At 67.5% G+C, this 19,539-nt stretch carries 18 protein-coding genes; 4 read left to right on the top strand and 14 right to left on the bottom strand.

Annotation, left to right across the window (positions count from 1 at the left end):
• Positions 1–257: 257 nt before the first annotated feature.
• The 3 genes from TPR58_RS22530 to TPR58_RS22520 all read right to left on the bottom strand — a co-directional run bounded on the left by TPR58_RS22530 (position 258) and on the right by TPR58_RS22520 (position 3,653).
• Positions 258–1,061, bottom strand: a complete 804-nt coding sequence (locus tag TPR58_RS22530) for a transglutaminase family protein (RefSeq protein ID WP_346249029.1) — start codon at positions 1,059–1,061, stop codon at positions 258–260.
• Positions 1,061–1,996, bottom strand: a complete 936-nt coding sequence (locus TPR58_RS22525) for an alpha-E domain-containing protein (RefSeq protein ID WP_346249030.1) — start codon at positions 1,994–1,996, stop codon at positions 1,061–1,063. Before TPR58_RS22525 ends, TPR58_RS22530 begins: the two co-directional genes overlap by 1 nt.
• A 172-nt stretch (positions 1,997–2,168) precedes the next feature.
• Positions 2,169–3,653: a circularly permuted type 2 ATP-grasp protein gene (locus tag TPR58_RS22520; protein ID WP_346249028.1), complete on the bottom strand. Its 1,485-nt coding sequence runs from the start codon at positions 3,651–3,653 to the stop codon at positions 2,169–2,171.
• Positions 3,654–3,799: 146 nt separating this feature from the next.
• On the opposite strand from TPR58_RS22520, the gene TPR58_RS22515 reads away from it, so the two are divergent.
• A complete protein-coding gene (locus tag TPR58_RS22515; RefSeq protein ID WP_346249027.1) occupies positions 3,800–4,474 on the top strand; it encodes a hypothetical protein in 675 nt (224 codons plus the stop codon).
• A 130-nt stretch (positions 4,475–4,604) separates the two neighbouring features.
• Here the strand turns inward: TPR58_RS22515 and TPR58_RS22510 are convergent, their stop codons facing one another.
• A complete protein-coding gene (locus TPR58_RS22510; RefSeq protein ID WP_346249026.1) occupies positions 4,605–4,736 on the bottom strand; it encodes a hypothetical protein in 132 nt (43 codons plus the stop codon).
• A 31-nt stretch (positions 4,737–4,767) separates the two neighbouring features.
• Positions 4,768–6,813 (bottom strand): protein-disulfide reductase DsbD family protein, encoded by a 2,046-nt coding sequence (locus tag TPR58_RS22505; protein ID WP_346249025.1) that lies wholly within the window; start codon positions 6,811–6,813, stop codon positions 4,768–4,770.
• Positions 6,814–6,890: 77 nt separating this feature from the next.
• On the opposite strand from TPR58_RS22505, the gene TPR58_RS22500 reads away from it, so the two are divergent.
• Positions 6,891–8,582, top strand: coding sequence for an alkaline phosphatase family protein (locus TPR58_RS22500; protein WP_346249024.1), 1,692 nt, complete (start codon positions 6,891–6,893; stop codon positions 8,580–8,582).
• Between the two features lie 37 nt (positions 8,583–8,619).
• On the opposite strand, the gene TPR58_RS22495 is transcribed toward TPR58_RS22500, so the two are convergent.
• The 6 genes from TPR58_RS22495 to TPR58_RS22470 all read right to left on the bottom strand — a co-directional run bounded on the left by TPR58_RS22495 (position 8,620) and on the right by TPR58_RS22470 (position 15,518).
• Positions 8,620–9,558, bottom strand: coding sequence for a right-handed parallel beta-helix repeat-containing protein (locus tag TPR58_RS22495; protein ID WP_346249023.1), 939 nt, complete (start codon positions 9,556–9,558; stop codon positions 8,620–8,622).
• 50 nt (positions 9,559–9,608) lie between these two features.
• On the bottom strand, positions 9,609–10,499 hold the full coding sequence (gene mmsB, locus TPR58_RS22490) for a 3-hydroxyisobutyrate dehydrogenase (RefSeq protein ID WP_346249022.1): 891 nt from the start codon (positions 10,497–10,499) through the stop codon (positions 9,609–9,611).
• Between the two features lie 52 nt (positions 10,500–10,551).
• Positions 10,552–11,325 (bottom strand): enoyl-CoA hydratase, encoded by a 774-nt coding sequence (locus TPR58_RS22485; protein ID WP_346249021.1) that lies wholly within the window; start codon positions 11,323–11,325, stop codon positions 10,552–10,554.
• A 70-nt stretch (positions 11,326–11,395) separates the two neighbouring features.
• Positions 11,396–12,436 carry an enoyl-CoA hydratase/isomerase family protein gene (locus TPR58_RS22480; RefSeq protein WP_346249020.1) on the bottom strand — a complete coding sequence of 347 codons (1,041 nt, stop codon included), beginning with the start codon at positions 12,434–12,436 and terminating at the stop codon, positions 11,396–11,398.
• 275 nt (positions 12,437–12,711) lie between these two features.
• Entirely contained in the window at positions 12,712–13,857 is a 1,146-nt protein-coding gene (locus tag TPR58_RS22475) for an acyl-CoA dehydrogenase family protein (protein WP_346249019.1), read from the bottom strand.
• 158 nt (positions 13,858–14,015) lie between these two features.
• Complete coding sequence (locus TPR58_RS22470) at positions 14,016–15,518, bottom strand: CoA-acylating methylmalonate-semialdehyde dehydrogenase (RefSeq protein WP_346249018.1); 1,503 nt, start codon at positions 15,516–15,518, stop codon at positions 14,016–14,018.
• Between the two features lie 102 nt (positions 15,519–15,620).
• Here TPR58_RS22470 and TPR58_RS22465 point away from each other — a divergent pair, with 102 nt between their 5' ends.
• On the top strand, positions 15,621–16,508 hold the full coding sequence (locus TPR58_RS22465; protein ID WP_346249017.1) for a LysR family transcriptional regulator: 888 nt from the start codon (positions 15,621–15,623) through the stop codon (positions 16,506–16,508).
• 46 nt (positions 16,509–16,554) lie between these two features.
• Here TPR58_RS22465 and TPR58_RS22460 read toward each other — a convergent pair whose 3' ends face one another.
• From TPR58_RS22460 to TPR58_RS22450, 3 genes are all read right to left on the bottom strand, one after another.
• Positions 16,555–17,346, bottom strand: a complete 792-nt coding sequence (locus tag TPR58_RS22460) for a hypothetical protein (RefSeq protein ID WP_346249016.1) — start codon at positions 17,344–17,346, stop codon at positions 16,555–16,557.
• A complete protein-coding gene (locus TPR58_RS22455) occupies positions 17,343–17,957 on the bottom strand; it encodes a hypothetical protein (protein WP_346249015.1) in 615 nt (204 codons plus the stop codon). The genes TPR58_RS22460 and TPR58_RS22455 overlap by 4 nt, the downstream gene beginning before the upstream one ends.
• Positions 17,958–18,221: 264 nt before the next feature.
• On the bottom strand, positions 18,222–18,536 hold the full coding sequence (locus tag TPR58_RS22450) for a metalloregulator ArsR/SmtB family transcription factor (protein ID WP_346249014.1): 315 nt from the start codon (positions 18,534–18,536) through the stop codon (positions 18,222–18,224).
• 86 nt (positions 18,537–18,622) lie between these two features.
• On the opposite strand from TPR58_RS22450, the gene TPR58_RS22445 reads away from it, so the two are divergent.
• The gene (locus tag TPR58_RS22445; protein ID WP_346249013.1) at positions 18,623–19,456 is read left to right on the top strand and encodes a fatty acid desaturase; all 834 of its coding nucleotides are present in this window, start codon (positions 18,623–18,625) and stop codon (positions 19,454–19,456) included.
• Positions 19,457–19,539 lie beyond the last annotated feature (83 nt).

Below are 19,539 nucleotides of genomic sequence, written 5' to 3'. Positions count from 1 at the left end.
TACTCGCAAACGGCACGGCAGACCTCCAAATATCATGTCTCGACAACATGATTTTGGCAGAATCCTCAGGACTTGTCTGCCGTGCACCTCCTCACAGAAACAAAATCCCGGACAGTTGTGGGCCGTGGTGCCGGAATCCGCCGCGCGGCAGATCCCGGAACTGGGGCTTTGCGATAGCGGATGGCGCAGGTGCGCGGGGCTGCGCTGTGGCCGGCTTCGGGTCCGGGATGGAGGACGGGTGGTTTCACCGCCCGGCGTCAGTCCTGGCTGTCGATCTCGTCGACATGGAGGTCGACGTCGAGCGCTTCCTCGCCCTGGCCGACCCGGGTGCCGGCGATCGATGCGGCTGCGGTAGCATCGAGGCCGACCGCGACGCGGACATAGCTTTCGTCCGGGCTCAAGCCCGTCGCGGGATCGAAGCCCACCCAGCCCAGCCGGTCGATATGGGCTTCGGCCCAGGCGTGGGGCGCGCCGTGCGCCTCGCCGTCGCTGCGATAGCCCGAGACATAGCGGGCCGGGATGTGCAGGTGGCGCGCGGCGGCGACCATCATCTGGGCGACGTCGCGCGAGGTCGCCTTGCTGGCGGTAAACGCTTCGGCCGCGGTAATGCCGGTGTCCGTGGTGTCGGGGGTGCAGGGAAAGCGCGCGTGGAGCCCGGCGTTGAGCGCATGCAGGCGGCCGAGCGGCGTCCCCGCCGACATGTCCGAGGCGAATTCGGCCAGCGAGACGCTTGCCAGCGTGCGCGGGGTCGAACGCAGGAACAGCATCGGCGGCAGCGGTTCGGCACCGCCGCGCACGATGCCGGTCGCCTCGGTCGTCAGCACCTCTCCGGTGACGGTGACCTCCAGCGCCTCGATCGGTCCCTCGGCGTAGAGCATCGTGACGATGTTGCCATAGCCGTCGACGCCGCGGCGCAGCCGTGCATCGACGTCGACGTCGATCCGCCAGTTCACCACCGTCTGATATTCGGTGTCGCACGGGGTGACGCGCAGCAGCTGGACGATGCGCGCCTGCGGCTTCGAGAAGCGATACTGGCTGCGATGGTCGATCGCGATCCGCATCAGACGAACCGGAACTGGCGGGCGATGGCGGCGTCGAGCATCGCATTCTCCCGGATCAGGGCGCCGAGATATTCGTGCAGCCCGCTGACGATGACTTCGGAGGTTCGCGTCTTCTGGATGCGTCCCATCCGGGCGCGCGCCATGCGGTCCGCCTCGCCCTGAAGGCCGGTGCGCTTGGCGAGCTGGCTGAGCAGGTCGACGACCTCCTCGAAACAGGCCGCCAGGCTGCGCGGCAGCTCGGGGCGGCTGAGCAGCAGGTCGATGACGTTGGCGGGGCTGAGCCCGTCATTGTAGAGCCAGCGATAGGCGTTCACCGCCGACACGGTCTGGAGGATCGTGGTCCACTGGTCGCGGTCGACCGCGCCGCCGATCCGCTCCCCTTCGGGCAGCAGGATGTGATATTTCACGTCGAGCAGCCGCGCGGTATTGTCCGAGCGCTCCACCGCCGAGCCGAGCTGGATCAGCAGGGTCGCCTCGTTGCGCATCATCCGGTGGATCGAGCCTTCGAACCCGCGCATCTCGGCCTTGACCGCCTCGACCAGGTTGAGCGTCTGGGTCGCGCCGCCGGTCGTCGCGCGGTTCTGGAACAGCAGCCAGGCGCGGTTGATCGACGTCCACGCTTCGCGGGTCAGCGCCGTGCGGACGGCGCGGGCGTTCATCCGCGCCATGTCGAGGCAGCGGACGATCGATCCCGGATGGCTGGTATCGAGGGTGAGGAACCGGGCCACCTGCGCCTGGGTCATCGCCTGACCGGTCGCGGCGAATGCCTCGTCGGTATAGCTGACGGTCAGCGCGCTGTGCCACGCGACTTCCCCAGCAGGGCGGGCGGACAGCGCGTCGAGGCGGATCGTCGCCTCGACCAGGCGCGCGAGGAAGTCGGCGCGTTCGAGATAGCGGCCGAGCCAGTAGAGCGCCGACGCGGTGCGGGAGAGCATCAGCATGCGCGGGCTCCCACGGCTTCAGCTCCTCTCCCGGAGGGAGAGGGGAACCATGCGTAGCATGGTGGAGAGGGGGTCACCCCCAACGAAACCTGCGTGGTTTGGAAACTCCCTCTCCACCGCTTCGCGGTCCCCCTCTCCCTCCGGGAGAGGATTTTAGTTCCGCACGTCACAGGCCTTGCTCCTGCGACTGGCTTTGGCTTTGGGATTGTCCGCCGCCGGCATCGGGGAGCAGGACGAAACTGTCCTTGGTGCCGCCGCCCTGGCTGGAATTGACCACCAGCGATCCCTCTTTCAGCGCGACGCGGGTGAGGCCGCCGGGGACGACGCGGACGCCGTCGCTGCCGGTCAGGACGAAGGGGCGGAAATCGACATGGCGCGGCGCCAGGCCCGCATCGACCACGGTCGGAACGGTCGACAGCGCCAGCGTCGGCTGGGCGATATAGCGGTGTGGCTCGGCGATCAGCGCGGCGCGGAATTCCTCGACCTGCGCCTTCGTCGCGGTGGGGCCGACCAGCATGCCATAGCCGCCCGAGCCGTCGACCAGCTTCACCACCAGTTCGGGCAGGTGATCGAGGACATATTTCAGCGCCTGCGGCTCGCGGCAGCGCCAGGTCTCGACATTGGGCAGCTTCGCCTCTCCGCCCGAATAGAATCGGACGATCTCGGGCATGTAGCTGTAGATCGCCTTGTCGTCGGCGATGCCGTTGCCGGGCGCGTTGATCAGCGCGACATTACCGGCGCGGTAGGCGGCGATCAGCCCGGGGACGCCCAGCATCGAGTCGGGGCGGAAGGCCAGCGGATCGAGATAGTCGTCGTCGATCCGGCGATAGATGACGTCGACCCGCACCCGGCCGGCGATGGTGCGCATATAGACGATGTCGTCGTCGACCACGAGGTCGGCGGCCTCGACCAGCTCGACCCCCATCGAGTCCGCCAGGAAGCTGTGTTCGTAATAGGCCGAGTTGAAATGGCCCGGCGTCAGCACGACGCATACCGGCTTGGCATTGCCGCCGCCCGGCGCGACCGAGCGCATCGTCTGGAGCAGCATGTCGGGATAGCTGTCGACCGGCGCCACGCGGAAATCGCGGAACAGTTCGGGACACAGGCGGATCATCGCCTCGCGATTCTCGAGCATGTACGACACGCCCGAGGGCGTGCGGGCATTGTCCTCGAGCACGAAGAACTCGTCGGGACCGGTGCGCACCAGATCGATGCCGCAGATATGCGCCCAGACGCCGTGCGGCGGGCGGATGCCGTCGACCTCGGGCCGGAACTGATCGTTGAGATAGACGAGCTCCTCGGGGATCACCCCTTCCCTGAGGATGCGGCGGTCGCCGTAGATATCCTCGAGAAAGGCGTTGATCGCCTCGACCCGCTGTTCGAGCCCTTCGGAAAGCCGGGTCCATTCCTGATTGAGGAAGACGCGCGGCACGATGTCGAAGGGGATGATCCGTTCCGCCGCATCGTTGTCGCCATAGACCGCGAAGGTGATGCCCAGCTGGCGGAAGGTGGCCTCGGCCGATTGCTGGCGGCGATGAAGTTCGGACGCGGGCGTGTCGGCGATCCACTGCGACAGGGACGCGAATTCGGCACGCGGCGCGTCAGGCCCGCCATGCCCCCAGATTTCGTCGAACGCCCCGCCTGTCGCCATTCATCCCCCAAGCGCCGCTATGGCCGATAGGTTCCATGCTGCAATGCTTTGCTGCGGCGCACAAGGGGGCGTGTTGCGCCGGGGTCGTGTTGCCTGTGTAACAATCTTGCGGCATGTCAGGCGTGGGTATCAAAAGGGGGATTATCATGCTTTGGCTTTTCCGGCTCCCGCCGGTCGTTTATCTTGGCGTCGCGCCGCTGGGCGTGATCGGCGCTGGTTATCTGTTCATCACCGACCAGCAGAGCGAGTCCGCCAAGGCTGCGGCGCTGGCGGGCAAGGCGCCCGCGGCGGTGACGATCGAGGCGTTCGATCCGGCGAAGAATGTCGGCGCCGCCAACGAGGTCACGGTGCTGGCACAGATCGACGTGTCGCGCGTGGTCGACCTGTCCGAGACGAAGAAGGGTCGCGAGCGGGATCACTGGGTGATCGCACCGCTCTATCCGACGAACGCGACCGATGCAGGCGGCCAGGCGTCCGGCATGATGATCCAGCGCGGCAACGCGACCGTCGAGCAGCTTGCCAAGATGGCCGTCGGCGAGGGCAAGATCGGTCCGATCGTGTCGCTGAACGGGCTGTCGGTCGATCCGTCGAGCGAGAGCAAGGCGATCGACGAGGTGAAGGACCAGATCACGGTCAAGCCGGGCGGCGTCTATATCGACCCGTTCGAGGACGGCCGCGCGGCCGGTCTCGCCCCCAGCAGCGACGGGAAGTTCGCCGCGCTGGCGATCCTGATCGTCTCGCTGCTGGTCGGCGCGTTCGGGGCGTTCGGCTTCCAGAGGGCGCGCAGGGGAGCGACGGCATACCGCGAAGGAACGATCTGACGCGACCGGCTCGGTCGGGATGCGGGTCGGTGCCTGAGCCGACCCGCATCCGGGCCGCGGTGCAGGGATGACGGGGGCAGATCCATCGACTTGAGGATATTGCCGAGGCGGGACAGCTCGCGCCCCAGCCTCACGCGCGAGCGCTGAAGTCGATCGCGGTGGTGCCGATCGCGGGTTCGGCCGGCGGCGCGACCGGGGCCGCGGGGGTCAGGGACAGGGTGGCGGCGACAGCGCTCGCACCGGCGAGGATCCACGTCTTCATCGCATCTCTCCTTGCGTCATCCCCTCCCCGATCATCTGCCCGCGGCGAGGTCCCCCAAGGTCGACTGGGTGAGGATCTGCGGCAGGACCTGCGGCGCCGGCTGGCCCGGCTTGTACCACAGATAGAGCGGGACGCCTGCGCGGTTGTGCTTTTCGATGAAGCGGCCGAGCGTCGCGTCGCCGTCGGTCCAGTCGCCGACCAGCACCGCAACCTTTCCGTCGGCAAGCGCCTTCGCCGTGGCCTCGGTCTCGATCACCGCTTTCTCATTGACCTTGCAGGTCAGGCACCAGTCGGCGGTGAAATAGGCGAAGACCGGGCGACCCTGCGCGGTGAGTTCGGCAAGGCGCGCCTCGCTGAAGGGTTCGGCGCCGGCCAGCGCGACTTTCGCTCCGACGGTCGCGGTCGCCGGGCGCACGACTGCGACCGCGGCCAGCGCGACCAGCAGGAAGGGCAGCGCGATCCAGGCCGAGCGGCCCTTGGCCTGGCGCGCCCCGCCCCACCACAGGCCGAAGCCGAGCAGCAGCGCCGCGGCGAGGCCGAGCGCCATGCCATCGACGCCCGACTGGCGCCCCAGCACCCAGGCGAGCGCGAGCGCGGTCAGGAACATCGGCACCGACAGGATGTGGCGGAACGTCTCCATCCACGCGCCCGGGCGCGGCAGCATCCGCCGCAGCGCGGGCACGAAGCCGAGCAGCAGGAAGGGCAGCGCGATGCCCAGCCCCAGCCCGCCGAAGATCGCGAGCGCCGCGGGCCAGGGCAGGATCAGCGCCGCGCCCAGCGCCGCGCCCATGAACGGACCGGTGCACGGCGTCGCGATGAACGCGGCCAGGGCGCCGGTGACGAACGCGCCGCCGGTGCCGCGCCCCGCGAGCCGGTTGATCGCGGAAGGCGCCAGCATCTCGAACAGGCCGGCGAGGTTCAGCGCGATCGCGGTAACCAGCAGCAGCAGGAACAGGATGACCCGCGGGTCCTGAAGCTGGAACGCCCAGCCGAGCGTCGCGCCGCCGGCGCGCAGGCCGAGCAGCAGACCGCCGAGCGCGAGGCACACCAGCACCACGCCGGCAGTATAGGCCAGCGCCTCGCCACGCGGATTGCCGCCTTCCTCGTTCGCCTTGGCCAGGCTCAGTGCCTTCAGACTCAGGATCGGAAAGACGCACGGCATGATGTTGAGGATGAGCCCGCCCAGCACCGCACCGGCGAAGGCGATCAGCGCGGTCGACCAGAGGCTTTCGCCGCCGGCCGCCGCCCCCGAGCCCTGCGCCGCGGGGGCCACCGTGCCGGGCACGGCGGTGAGCGCCAGGCCGCGATCCTTGCCGACCGCCAGTACGCCCTCGATCGTGCCGGGCGCGCCCTTTGCCCTGGTTTCGATCACCAGCCGGTCCCCGTCGCGGGCAACCGCCTGAGGCGCGGCATAGTCGACCGCGCCGTCGGTGATCGGGTAGAAATAGACCTCGCTTGCCGCCGCGCCGGCGGGATAGGGAACGCCCAGGCGGAACGCGCCGCCCGCGACCTGATAGGTCGCCTGCGATCCCAGCGGGCGGGGCAGCTTCGCCCGGTAGCCGTCGAACTGCGCGCGGCGTTCGGCGGTGACCGCACCGTCGCCGACTTTCAGCATCGTCGTCAGCGATGCCTTTTCCGGCACGCAGATCTTGTCGGTGCACACGAGATAGGCGAGATCGACCGTGACCGGCAGATCGGTGCCGGGCGCGAGTCCCGCGGACAGCTTCAGCGTGACCAGGGTCGCGAAGGGATGTTCGTAGACATAGTTCATCAGCCCGGCGATCACGAGCCGTTCGGGTACCGGATAGCGGATCGCACTCGCGGTGACGCCGCCGGGAAGCGTCCAGCTTGCCTTGGGCGGGATGCCGGCATCGCCCGGATTGCGCCAATAGGCGTGCCAGGTCGGCTCGGGCGTCGAGACGAAGGCGAGCATGACCTCGCTGCCCGGCGCCGGGGTCGCGGTTTCGGGCACCAGTTCCATGCGGACATGCGGCCCGTCGCCGGGCGCCTGGGCGAGCGCCGGCCCGGCGAGCAGCAGCGCCGCGAGAGTCATCAGACAGAAACGCAGATACGCCATCGCCCGTCCTTGCCGTGGGAACCCCCCTCCCATAGCAAAGTGCACCGCAGTTAGAAGCCGTCGGAGTCCCGCGTCCCATGAAGTTGTTCCCGTCGACCGCCATCGCCCTCGCGCTGACCGCCGCAGCGCCGGTCGCAGCCCAACAGGCGGCTGCCCCTGCCCCTGCCCCTGCCCCGGCCGCACCTGTCGCAACCAACGCACCGGTGTCGATGGAGACGCCGCCCAAGCTGATCGTGATGATCTCGGTCGACCAGTTCTCCGCCGACCTGTTCGCCGAATATCGCGCCCAGTTCACCGGCGGCCTGGCCCGGCTGGAGAGCGGCGTCGTCTTCCCCTCCGGCTATCAGAGCCATGCAGCGACCGAGACCTGTCCCGGACATTCGACGATCCTGACCGGCGCACGCCCCTATCGCACCGGGATCATCGCCAACGACTGGACCGACTTCGGCGTCGCGCGTGCCGACAAGACGATCTACTGCGCCGAGGATCCGAGCGTCCCGGGCAGCAGCTCGAAGGACTATACGGTCTCGGACAAGCATCTGAAGGTATCGACGCTGGGCGAGTGGATGAAGCTGGCCAACCCGGCGAGCCGGGTCGTGTCGATCGCGGGCAAGGACCGGGCCGCGGTGATGATGGGCGGCCACAAGATCGACGAGCTCTGGTACTTCTGGGACAAGACCCGCAGCTTCCAGTCCTATGCCGGGCGGCAGGCGCCGGCGCGGGTCAACCAGATCAACGCGCTGGTGACCGAGCGGCTGGCCGAGGCGCGGCAGGGCATGGACGTCCCCGCCTTCTGCAAGTCGCGCCAGCAGGCCTATAATCTGGGCACCGTCACCGTCGGCGCCGGCACGTTCGAGCGCAAGGCAGGCGACCTGCGCGGGTTCAAAGCGTCGCCCGAATTCGACGATGCCGTCGTCACCCTGGCGGGCAGCCTGGCGATCGACATGAAGCTGGGCCAGGGCGCGGCGCCCGACCTGCTGATCGTCGGCGCGTCGGCAACCGACTATGTCGGCCACGGGCTGGGCACCGAGGGCAGCGAGATGTGCCTGCAGATGTTCGCGCTGGACCAGAAGCTGGGCGAACTCTTCTCGCTGCTCGACAGCACCGGGGTCGATTATGCGGTGGCGCTGACCGCCGATCATGGCGGCACCGACATTCCCGAGCGCAACCAGGCGCATGGCGCGCCCGAGGCGGCGCGGGTGCAGGCGACCGCGGTCGCCAGCGCGATCGGCAAACAGGTTCAGACCGCGCTGAAGCTGGACGCGCAGCCGCTGACGGGCGGGTCGTTCGGCGACGTCTATATCGACCCCAAGCTGTCGAAAAAGGCCCGCGCCGCGGTGCAGGCCGAGGCGATCAAGGCCTATCGCGCGCATCCGCAGGTGCAGGCGGTCTATACCGGTGCCGAGATCGCGGCGACCCCGATGCCCAAGGGCCCGCCCGAGACCTGGACGCTGCTGGAGCGGGCACGCGCCTCCTATGACCCGGCGCGGTCGGGCGACCTCTATGTGGTGCTGCATCCGCGGATCGTGCCGATCGCGACGCCGGGACCGGGCTATGCGTCCACCCATGGCAGCATCTGGGACTATGACCGGCGGGTGCCGATCCTGTTCTGGCGCAAGGGGATGACCGGGTTCGAGCACCCGCTGTCGGTCGAGACGGTCGACATCGCGCCGACGCTGGCCGGGCTGCTGCATGTACCGGTGCCGGTCGAGATCGACGGCCATTGCCTCGACCTGGACGCGGGCGCGGCGTCGACCTGCGCGAAGTGAGGTGCGGGAGGGCGCGGCGGCGCGCCGCGTCCTCCGGCTACTTGCGCCGTTCGAACTCGCGGACGCCCGGGCCGAGCTGGTTGCCGGTGATGCGGAACGTGTCGCCCGACAGGTCGGCGACGAAGGCGGGGCTGCGGTCGATGCCGGGCGCGAGCGACGCCTGGTTGTCGCTGATCGTCAGGCCGGCGGAGCGATAGGTCCGGCCTTCCGCGGCGACGACGATGAAGCCCGACCAGTTCTCCTTGTTCTCGCCCTGGACGAACACGTTGCGCGAGATCAGCCCGGTCGCGCCCTCGGACAGGTCGATCATGTAGTTGGTCTTACGACCCTTGGTATCGTCGAAGCTGGAATCGGTGATCCGGACGTCGGGCACGCGCAGCTTCACATAATGGCCGCCGGTGCCGCGTTCGAAGCGCGAGCGGGTGATCGTTACCTGGCCCTTGTTGGCCAGGTAGATGGAATGGCTGCAGTCCGAGGTCTCGCACTGGCCCAGGCCCGAGAAGGTCGAGCGGTCGATGGTGATGCGCTGGCCCGACGGATTGCCGCCGAGAATGCCTTCCTGGCTGTCGAGGAACATCGCGTTGACGACGCTCAGATCGCCCTGTTCGATGCGGATGCCGGCGCCGTTGCCGTCATTCACCGCGTAATTGCGGAAGACGATGCCGTCGACCACCGACCCGCGGCCGCGCAGCACGAAGGCGGCCTTGTCCTCGCAGGTCTCGCGTTCGAAGATCACGCTGCCCGGCCAGGCCGCCTTGAAGGTGATCTCGCCGGCTTGCTGCACCACGCATTCGCGGTAGGTGCCCGGTGCGATCACGATCGTGGCGCGGGTGTCGCCGGCCCTGGCCACCGCATCGGCCAGCGTGCGGAAGCCCTCGCCGGTCTCGGCGATGGTGAAGGGCGCGCCCTGCTGCTGCGCGGCGACGGGCGCGGCGAGGGCAAGGGCGGCGAAGGGCAGAAGCTGGATTGGGCGCATGGGACCTCACTGTCTCACGCGCCTTATCCCCCCGGAATGCGAATAGAGGGTTAACCCCGTTTCTGTTCGCGCAGGCGGCGGATGATCCCCGAAAAGTCCGAGCCGCCATTCCCTTCGGCAACATAGGCTTCGTACAGTTCGGCAGCGCGTGCCCCCATCGGCGTGGCGGCATCGGCGAGACCGGCGGCCTCCATCGCCAGCTTCAGGTCCTTCAGCATCAGCGCGGCCGCGAAGCCGCCCTGATAGTCGCGGTCGGCGGGCGTTTCGGGACCCACGCCCGGTACGGGGCAATAGCTGGTCATCGACCAGCTCTGTCCCGACGAGACCGAGGCGATGTCGTAGAAGCGCTGCAGGTCGAGGCCCAGCTTCTCCGCCAGCACGAACGCCTCGCAGGTCGCGATCATCTCGGCGCCGAGCAGCATGTTGTTGCAGATCTTGGCGCCCTGCCCCGCGCCGCTGGCGCCGGCGTGGATCACCGCCTTGCCCATCTCCGCCAGGAACGGCTCGGCACGGTTGAAGCCCGCCTCGGTGCCGCCGACCATGAAGGTCAGCGTGCCGGCATTGGCCGCGGCGATTCCGCCGGAGACCGGCGCGTCGACGGCCAGCAGCCCGCGCGCGGCCGCCGCCTCGCCCACGCGGCGCGCGGTGGCGACGTCGATCGTCGAACAGTCGATCAGGATGGCGCCGGGCTCGGCATGCTCCACGATGTCGCCGGTATAGACCGCCTCGACATGACTGCCCGCGGGCAGCATCGTGACGACCGCCTCGGCCCCCGCGATCGCCTCGGCGGCGCTGGCCACCGGCAGGCAGCCGGCGGCCTTGGCGCGATCGAGCGCATCCTGCGACAGGTCGAAGGCGCGGACGTCATGTCCCGCCTTGGCGAGGTTCGCGGCCATGCCGCCGCCCATGTTGCCGAGCCCGATAAACGCTACGCGTGCCATTGCTTCTCTCCTTCGACGTCCGGACAGAAGGCCTGCCCGCCGCCGATCTCCATTACTTGCCGGTCCAGTTGCCGGGGCGCTTCTCGACGAAGGCGGCCATGCCCTCGCTCTGGTCGGCGGTGCCGAACATCGCGTGGAACAGCCGCCGCTCGAACGCGACACCCTGTGCCAGCGTCGTCTCGAACGCGGCGTTGACCATTTCCTTGTTCGCCTTGACCGCCAGCGGCGCCATCGACGCGATCGTCGCCGCGGTCTTCACCGCATCCTCGACCAGCTCGGCGGCGGGCACGACCCGGCTGACCAGCCCGGCGCGCTCGGCTTCCTCGGCGCCCATCATCCGGCCGGTCAGGCACATCTCCATCGCCTTGGCCTTGCCGACCGCGCGGGCCAGCCGCTGCGACCCGCCCATGCCGGGGGTCACCGCCAGCTTGATCTCGGGCTGGCCGAACTTCGCCGTGTCCGCCGCAAGGATGAAGTCGCACATCATCGCAACCTCGCAGCCGCCGCCCAGCGCGAAGCCGGAGACGGCAGCGATGATCGGCTTGCGCGTGCGGGTGAACACGTCCCAGCCGGCGAAGAAGTCGTGGCCGTACATGTCGGCAAAGCCCTGCGCCTGCATCTCCTTGATGTCGGCGCCGGCGGCGAATGCCTTTTCGCTGCCGGTCAGCACCGCGCAACCCTGCGACGGATCGGCATCGAACGCGCGCATCGCGCCCAGCAGCTCGCTCAGCACCTGGCTGTTGAGCGCGTTGAGCGCCTGGGGCCGGTTGAGCGTCACCAGGGTGACGGCGCCGCGCTGTTCGACCAGGATCGTTTCGTAGCTCATCTCTTCCCTTTCCCGGCACCGGCCGGAGTCGTGTCTGTCGCCGCCGCTGTGCCGCGTACGGCGGTTCGCCTCAAGCCGGCGTCCATTCCTCGTGCGGCGGCAGCGGCGCGAAGATCTGGTCGATCACATGATCGCTCACCGCCTCGAGCGTCGCAGGGTTCCAGCGCGGCGCATTGTCTTTCTCGACGATCACCGCCCGCACGCCCTCGATGAAATCGTGACGCTGAACGACATGGCAGCCGACCGCATATTCCTGGCGCATCTCGTCCTCGAAGGTCGGCATGGTCCGCCCGTCGAGCAGCAGCTTGAGGCTGACCTTCATTGCCTGAGGGGACTTGGTCTTCAGCGTGGCCAGCGTGGCCGCGGCGAAGTCCGAGCCACCGGCCTCGAGCGCAGCGAAGACCTCCTCCAGCGTGTCGGATGCGAACAGCCGGTCGATCGCCTCGCGATGCGCAAGCAGCTTCGCCTCCGGCTGTTCGACCGACAGGTCACGCAGCACCGCCTCGATCTGCTGCGGCTCGGCGGCGATGCGCGACTTTGCCTCTTCCAGCGCGGCGGCGGGCAGATAATGGCTGGCGAGGCCGAGAGCGAGGCATTCGGCGCCGTCGATCCGGGCGCCGGTCAGCGCGAGATACTGGCCGATCCGGCCGGGCAGGCGCGAGAGGTACCAGCCGCCGCCGACATCGGGGAACAGGCCGATCCCGGTTTCGGGCATGGCGAACTTCGTATTCTCGGTCGCGACACGATATTTCGCCGGCTGGCTGATGCCGACGCCGCCGCCCATGGTGATGCCGTCCATGAAGGCGACCACAGGCTTGGCATAGGTGAACAGCAGGTGGTTGAGGCGATATTCGGTGTGGAAGAACGCGCGCGCGGCGCTGCCGTCACCCGCGCCGCTTTCGGCGATCATGCGGATGTCGCCGCCGGCGCAGAAGCCGCGCCCCTCGGCATGGTCGATCAGCACCGCCTCGATCTCGAGGTCCGAGCGCCAGGCATCGAGCGCGGCGAGCATGTCGCGGCACATCGCGGTGTTGAGCGCGTGGATCGCCTTGGGCCGGTTGAGCCGGACGCGGCCGACCTGCCCTTCGGTCGAGATGAGAACGTCGGTCATGATGCTCCTTGAGACGCCGGGATTTGAGGACGGTTTGGAGTACCGCGATGACGTTCGTCATCCCGGCCGGAGTGCCGGGGTCCACCCGGCCTCCATCCCGCGCTTTCGGATGGTGAGCGGCAGGCGCCCGGGGAGCGCGTATAGGCGCGGCGGTGCGGCAAGGGCTCGGTTTCGGGATGGTGCCTCGCGGTGGACCCCGGCACTTCGGCCGGGGTGACGGGTGAGAGATATCACCGGAGCCGCACCCCTTCGACCGAGATGACCGATGCCGTCGTTCACGAGCGCGTCAGGTCGCGGCCGATGATCATGCGCATCACCTGGTTGGTGCCTTCCAGGATCGAATGGACGCGCAGGTCGCGCCAGATGCGTTCGATCGGATAGTCCATCAGATAGCCATAGCCGCCATGCAGCTGCAGCGCACGGTCGGCGACCGCGCTGCCGGTGTCGGTGGCGAAGCGCTTGGCCATCGCGGCGAAGCGGGTCTTGTCGGGTGCGCCCTCGGTCACCTTGGCAGCGGCGAGGTACAGCAGCGCGCGGGCGGCCTCCAGCTCGGTCGCCATGTCCGCCAGGGTGAACTGGGTGTTCTGGAACTCGGCGATGGCGCGGCCGAACTGGTGGCGATCCTTCGTGTAGGCGATCGCCTCGTCGAGGCAGCGCTGCGCGCCGCCCAGCGAGCAGGCGCCGATGTTCAGGCGGCCGCCGTCGAGACCCATCATGGCAATGCGAAAGCCCTCACCCTCGGCACCGAGCAGATTCTCGGCCGGGACGCGGACGCCGTCGAAATTGACCTGGGCGGTCGGCTGCGAATGCCAGCCGAGCTTGCGTTCCTGTGCGCCGAAGCTGACGCCGGGCATGTCCTTCTCGATCACCAGGCAGGAAATGCCCTTGGGCCCTTCCTCGCCGGTGCGGACCATGCAGACATAGAGTTCGTTCTCGCCGCCGCCCGAGATGAACTGCTTCGACCCGGTGACGACATAATGATCGCCGTCGCGCACCGCCCGGGTCTTCAGCGCCGCGGCGTCCGAGCCCGAACTCGGCTCGGTCAGGCAATAGCTGGCGAGCCAGTCCATCACGGTCAGCTTCGGGAGATACTTGTCCTTCACCGGCTGCGCGCCGAAACGGTCGATCATCCACGCGGCCATGTTGTGGATCGAGATGAACGCGCTGGTCGAGGGACAGCCATAGGCCATCGCCTCCATGATCAGCGCCGATTCGAGCCGGCCAAGACCGATCCCGCCGCTTTCCTCCGACACGTAGATCGCGCCGAATCCGAGTTCGGCGGCGGCCTTGATCGTGTCGCGCGGGAAGATGTGCTTCTCGTCCCATTCCGCGGCATGCGGGGTGATCGCGTCGGCGGTGAACTGGCGCGCCAGGTCCTGGATCGTGCGCTGCTCGTCGGTCAGGTCGAACTGTGTGGTCATGCGGCTTTCTCGTGAAGGACGGTCATCGGCACAAGGCTCCAGCGCATGGCGGCGACGGCGCGTTCCCGCGGCGCCCGACACGACCCGACCCCGCATCCCCTGATGGAGAGGCGAGGCCGGAGCGCGTTCGAAAGTCTCGCCAAGGCGCCGACCCGGCCTCAGCCCATCGTCGGGATGATGAAGGCGCTGTCGCCCGCGCCAACGCCGCCATCGGGCCAGCGCTGGGTGATCGTCTTCACCTTGGTCCAGAACTTCACGCCTTCCATGCCGTGCTGGTTGGTGTCGCCATAGGCCGAGCGCTTCCACCCGCCGAAGGTGTGATAGGCCACCGGCACCGGGATCGGCACGTTGATGCCGACCATGCCGACATTGACGCGCGCGGCGAATTCGCGTGCGGCATGGCCGTTGCGGGTGAAGATCGCGACGCCGTTGCCATATTGGTGATCGCTCGGCAGGCGCAGCGCCTCCTCGAAATCATTGGCGCGGACGATCTGCAGCACCGGGCCGAAAATCTCTTCCTGATAGGCGCTCATCTGCGGCGTGACATGGTCGAACAGCGACGGGCCGATGAAGAAACCCTCTTCATGCCCCTGCAGCGCGAAGCCGCGGCCGTCGACGACCAGTTCCGCACCTTCGTCGACGCCGGTCTGGATCCAGTTCTCGACGCGCGCCCTGTGCGCCGCGTTGACCACCGGGCCGTAATGGGCATCGGCATCGGTCGACACGCCGACGCGCAGCGCCTCGATCGCCGGGATCAGCTTCTGGCGAAGCGCCACGGCGGTCTTCTCGCCCACCGGAACGACGACCGGAAGCGCCATGCAACGCTCGCCCGCCGAGCCGAAGGCGGCGCCCGCCAGGTCGGCGACGACCTGATCGAGATCGGCGTCGGGCATGACGATGCCGTGGTTCTTCGCCCCGCCCATGGCCTGGACGCGCTTGCCGGCGGCGACGCCGCGGCGATAGACATAATGCGCGATGTCGGACGAGCCGACGAAGCTGACCGCGCCGATCGCCGGGTGATCGAGGATCGCATCGACCATTTCCTTGTCGCCGTGCACGACCTGAAGGATGCCCTCGGGCAGGCCCGCCTCGCGGAACAGTTCGGCCAGGCGCACCGGAACGCTGGGGTCGCGCTCGCTGGGCTTGAGGATGAAGGCGTTGCCGCAGGCGATCGCGACGCCCGACATCCATAGCGGGATCATCGCCGGGAAGTTGAACGGGGTGATGCCGGCGCCGATGCCGATCGGCTGGCGCATCGAATAGACGTCGATGCCGGGGCCGGCGCCCTGGGTATATTCGCCCTTCAGCACGTGCGGGATGCCGCAGGCGAACTCGATCACTTCCAGCCCGCGCTGGATGTCGCCCTTCGAATCCGCAATGACCTTGCCATGTTCGGACGAGAGCAGGTGCGCCAGCTCGTCCATATTCGCTTCGACCAGCGCCTTGAACGCGAACATCACGCGGGCGCGGCGCTGCGGGTTGGTCGCCGCCCAGGCCGGTTGCGCCGCCTGCGCCGCGGCGACCGCCGCGTCGAGATCGGCCTGGGTGCCGAGGCGGACCTTCGCCTGGACCTGACCGGTGTTGGGATCGAAGATTTCCGACTCGCGCCCGGCACCGGCGCCACCGGCCGAGCCGGCAATGAAGTGATCCACGATCCGCATGACATGCCTCTCCAAACTTCGTTGGGCCTGCCATTGCATTTGACAGCAATGCAGGCAACTGATGCGAAGTGCAGGTCGAACCTGCGATTATGCAGGCCGTTCATGAATTGGGATGATCTGAAGCTGTTCCTTGCCGTCGCCCGTGCCGGGCGGCTGGCGAGCGCCGCCAAGGCGATCGGGCAGGACGCGACGACGGTGTCGCGGCGCATCCGCAGGCTGGAGCAGGCGCTGCAGGCGCGATTGTTCGAACATACCCCGTCGGGCCATGTCCTGACGGACCAGGGCAGCGCGCTGTTCGAGGCGGCCGAGCGGATGGAGGCGGCGGCGATGGGCATCCAGCGCGATGCCGCCCCCGCCTCGCAACTGGCGGGCGCGATCCGGATCAGCGCATCGGAAGGCTTTGGTAGCCGGATCATCGCGCCGCATGTCGGCGACTTCACCCGCGCGCATCCGCAGGTCCAGATCGACCTGATTGCGTCGAGCGGCGTGCTGAACCCGTCACGGCGCGAGGCGGACATCGCGGTGATGCTGGCCCGGCCCAAGGCGGGACCGCTGATCGCGCGCAAGCTGACCGACTATGCGCTGGGCCTGTACGCCGCCCCCGCCTATCTCGCATCGGCGCCGCGCCTTGCCGGCCCCGGCGATCTCGCGAGCCATGTGCTGGTCGGCTATGTCCCCGACCAGATCTACGCGCCCGAGCTGCGCTATCTCAGCGAGATCGGATCGCGGCTGGAGGCGACGATCCGCAGTTCGTCGATCAACGCCCAGGCCGAGATCATCGCCGCCGGCACCGGCTGCGGCGTGCTGCCCTGCTTCATCGGCGACGCGGTGCCGGGGCTAGTGCGGGCGCTGCCCGAGATCGGGATCGAGCGCAGCTTCTGGCTGGTGGTCCACCGCGACCTGCGCGGCATCGCCCGGATCGACCGCTTCCTCGCCTGGCTGACGCAGCGGATCGAACAGTTGCGGCCGTTGATGATGGGGCGGGGCTGAGGAAACGGCGCCGAGGCCCCTGAAGGACCCGGCGCGGTCTTCTTGGCTAGTTCGTGGAGGGACTGCCGCCCTCGGCCCGCACGTCGATGATCCGGTCGCGCTCGTAACGCAGGATTCCGGGATATTCAGAAATGCGAGTGATCATGAGCCCGAAGAAATTGGCGAACTTTCCACCAGCCCGAAACTCGGCTGGTCGAACCGGAAGCTTCGCAAACTTGGCCGGAAGGACGACATTCGGATCGGGCAGCTTGAGGTTAGGCAGTATCTGTTCACCGATATAGGTCACGACGCCTGGCTTCGCCTCGAACTTTACCGTGCCCATGCACATGCACTGACCGACATAGCCTCCGCCGAACATCGTGACGAAGCCGTACAGGGAATATTCGCCGGGAGGCACGCCGATGAGATACCACCGCACGCCCGCTTCCTTGAGCGCGCGCCGCCCCTCCTTGGTCTGCACCAACTGACTGCGCTCGATCGGCGGAAAATCGAAGTTGTCATCGGTTGGTTCGACCGGCTTCTCCGGTTCGGTCGCCGATGCATCTCCCCGGCTTTTCGCTCGTTTCCAAGCGAGATACCAGGTCTCGTAGGCCTTGAGATCACGAACATGTCTCGCCTTGGCGGCTGCGAGCGCGGTGGAGCGCATATTTTGATAGTTTGCGAGATCTTCGTCCGTCGGGGTGCGGATGAACGTCAACGCCATATCGAACGAGTAATGGTACAGGATATAGGCCTTGGTCGGATCGATCGTAATCGGGTCCTTGTCGCGGAACTGCTGAGCCTGGGCGGTCGCCGGGAGGAGCATCGTCGCAAGGGCAATCAACACTTTGCGGATCATTGGACCAGCTCCTGTGCCTGCGGCATTGGCGATGATGCGACTTTTGCCTGTCGCTGAAGATAGGTCTGGCGAATATTCTCGGTAATCTTCGGGTCGCCGTCCTCGAAATTGAACTCGCTCCACAGGACCTTGCGCAGACCGAAGCGCTGATAGCCCTTGAAATACATGCAGATACGCTGGTTCAGCCGACGCATGCGACGGCGCTCGGCAGTCGCTGCAATCTCGCCGAAGATCCCGCCAACGACACCGCCGACAATGCCATATTGTCCGGCGAGAAAATTGATCGACCCGTCGCCACGATAGCTAAGCCCGCGCGCATATCCGTCGCACTCGCGAATATCGGCATAGGCAGTGGCGAAGTCAGTCTCGGGCCGTGCGAAATAGAAATACTTGTCGTAGTTCTTCACATCTTCCGGCGTCTCGTCGAAGGCGAGGTTGGGCATCTCGACGCTTGCCGGATCGACGTCGAACCGGCTCGCGACGGCGGGCGAGACGGCCTTCGCGCCGCTGGTCGGCGATGTAACGGCATCGACGACAGGCTGAGCCCATACAGGCGCGGGCGCCAAGGCCGCACCGCCCGCTGTCGCGAGCGCAAGCAAAAACCCTTTCATGAATCCCCCAATATCGACGGGGCCAGCCCCAGCGACCCCGTGGCCAATCGCATAATCGAAGGCGGCTCAGGCGCAATATCCAAATGATCCGCTTCAGACCGGGTGGATATCATGCCTGCGTCGATGAGCGCCATGATTTTGCGAAGCACCGACTCCCCCGTTCCCACCGCGATCTCGGCAAGACGGCCGACCCTTAACCCAAGGCGGCGCCCGCTCAGCCCGAGTGGAGGTTCCCGCGGCGCAAGCTGATCCCAAGCGGAGCGATCAGCCCTCTCGCCGCGTCTTCGCGATCTCCGCACTTTCAGCCTTGAGCGGACCCGACACGGGGCAGACTTCCTGGAGATAGGCGTTCACCGTGTTGGCGAGATGATCGTCGATCAGTCGGTAATGGACATATTGGCCGCGCTTTTCGCTGGCGACGAGGCCGGCATTCTCCAGCACCGCCAGATGCTGCGAGATGGCGGGCTTGGACAGTTCGAACCGCGCCGCAATCTCGCCTGCGGTCAGCTCCGCATGGGCCAGATAGGCCAGGATCTTCCGGCGGACGGTGGACGATAGAGCTTCGAAGACGCGCTGCATCCGGAGTATTTAAGCATTTTCTTCATTGCCTGCCAGAGCATCGATGGTATTTAGGTAATTCCTTAATTACCTTGCGAGTCGAAGCCATGTCCGATGCGCATGCCGTCAACCATCTGGTCGAAACCCCCGGCGCCGATCCGGTACGCGGGCGGGTGCGATGGGATCCGGTGCACTCGCTGTGGAACGGCGGCATGGCGGTGGCGACGTTGGCGCTGGCGCCCTTTACCGTGTCCCCGGCAGCGATCGGCCTGTTCGTCGTGACCACCGGCGCGTCGCTGCTGCTGGGTCACTCGGTCGGGTTTCACCGCAAGCTGATCCATGGCAGCTTCGACTGTCCGACATGGCTGGAGCGGGTGCTGGTGTGGTTCGGCACCGCGGTGGGCATGAGCGGACCGCACTGGATCATCCGCACCCACGACCTGCGCGACTGGGCGCAGCGCCAGCCGGAGTGCCATCCCTATCTGAGCCATGCGAGCCCGATGCCGCGCGACGCCTGGTGGCAGCTGCACTGCCGGCTCGAGCTCGACCATCCACCCGGCTTCGATCTCGGGCGGGGCGGGCGCGACCGCTTCTATCGTTTCCTGGAGGCGACCTGGATGGCGCAGCAACTGCCGATCGCCGCGATCCTGTTCTGGGCCGGCGGATGGAGCTTCGTGGTCTGGGGCGTGTGCGCCCGCGTCTTCATCTGCGTCCATGGCCACTGGCTGGTCGGGCATCTGGCGCACACGCGCGGACCGCAGCGCTGGCTGGTCGGCGGCGCGGGGGTGCAGGCGCATGACGTGCCCTGGGCCGGCTTCGTGACCATGGGCGAGGCGTGGCACAACAACCATCACGCCTTTCCCGGATCGGCGCGGATCGGCCTCTATCCGGGTCAGAGCGACCTAGCGCGGATCGACATTCGGGATTCCCAAATGGGCTGATCGCTGATTCATAGGCATCCGTGTTGAGACGCGGAGCAAGTGATGTCGGTCAAGCGGTACGAACTGAGCGATGCGCAGTGGCA

Source organism: Sphingomonas rustica, from assembly GCF_039652585.1.
GTDB classification, from domain to species: domain Bacteria; phylum Pseudomonadota; class Alphaproteobacteria; order Sphingomonadales; family Sphingomonadaceae; genus Sphingomonas; species Sphingomonas rustica.
The sequence above is the reverse complement of the archived record's forward strand: the minus strand, read 5'-3'. Positions and strand labels throughout refer to the sequence as shown.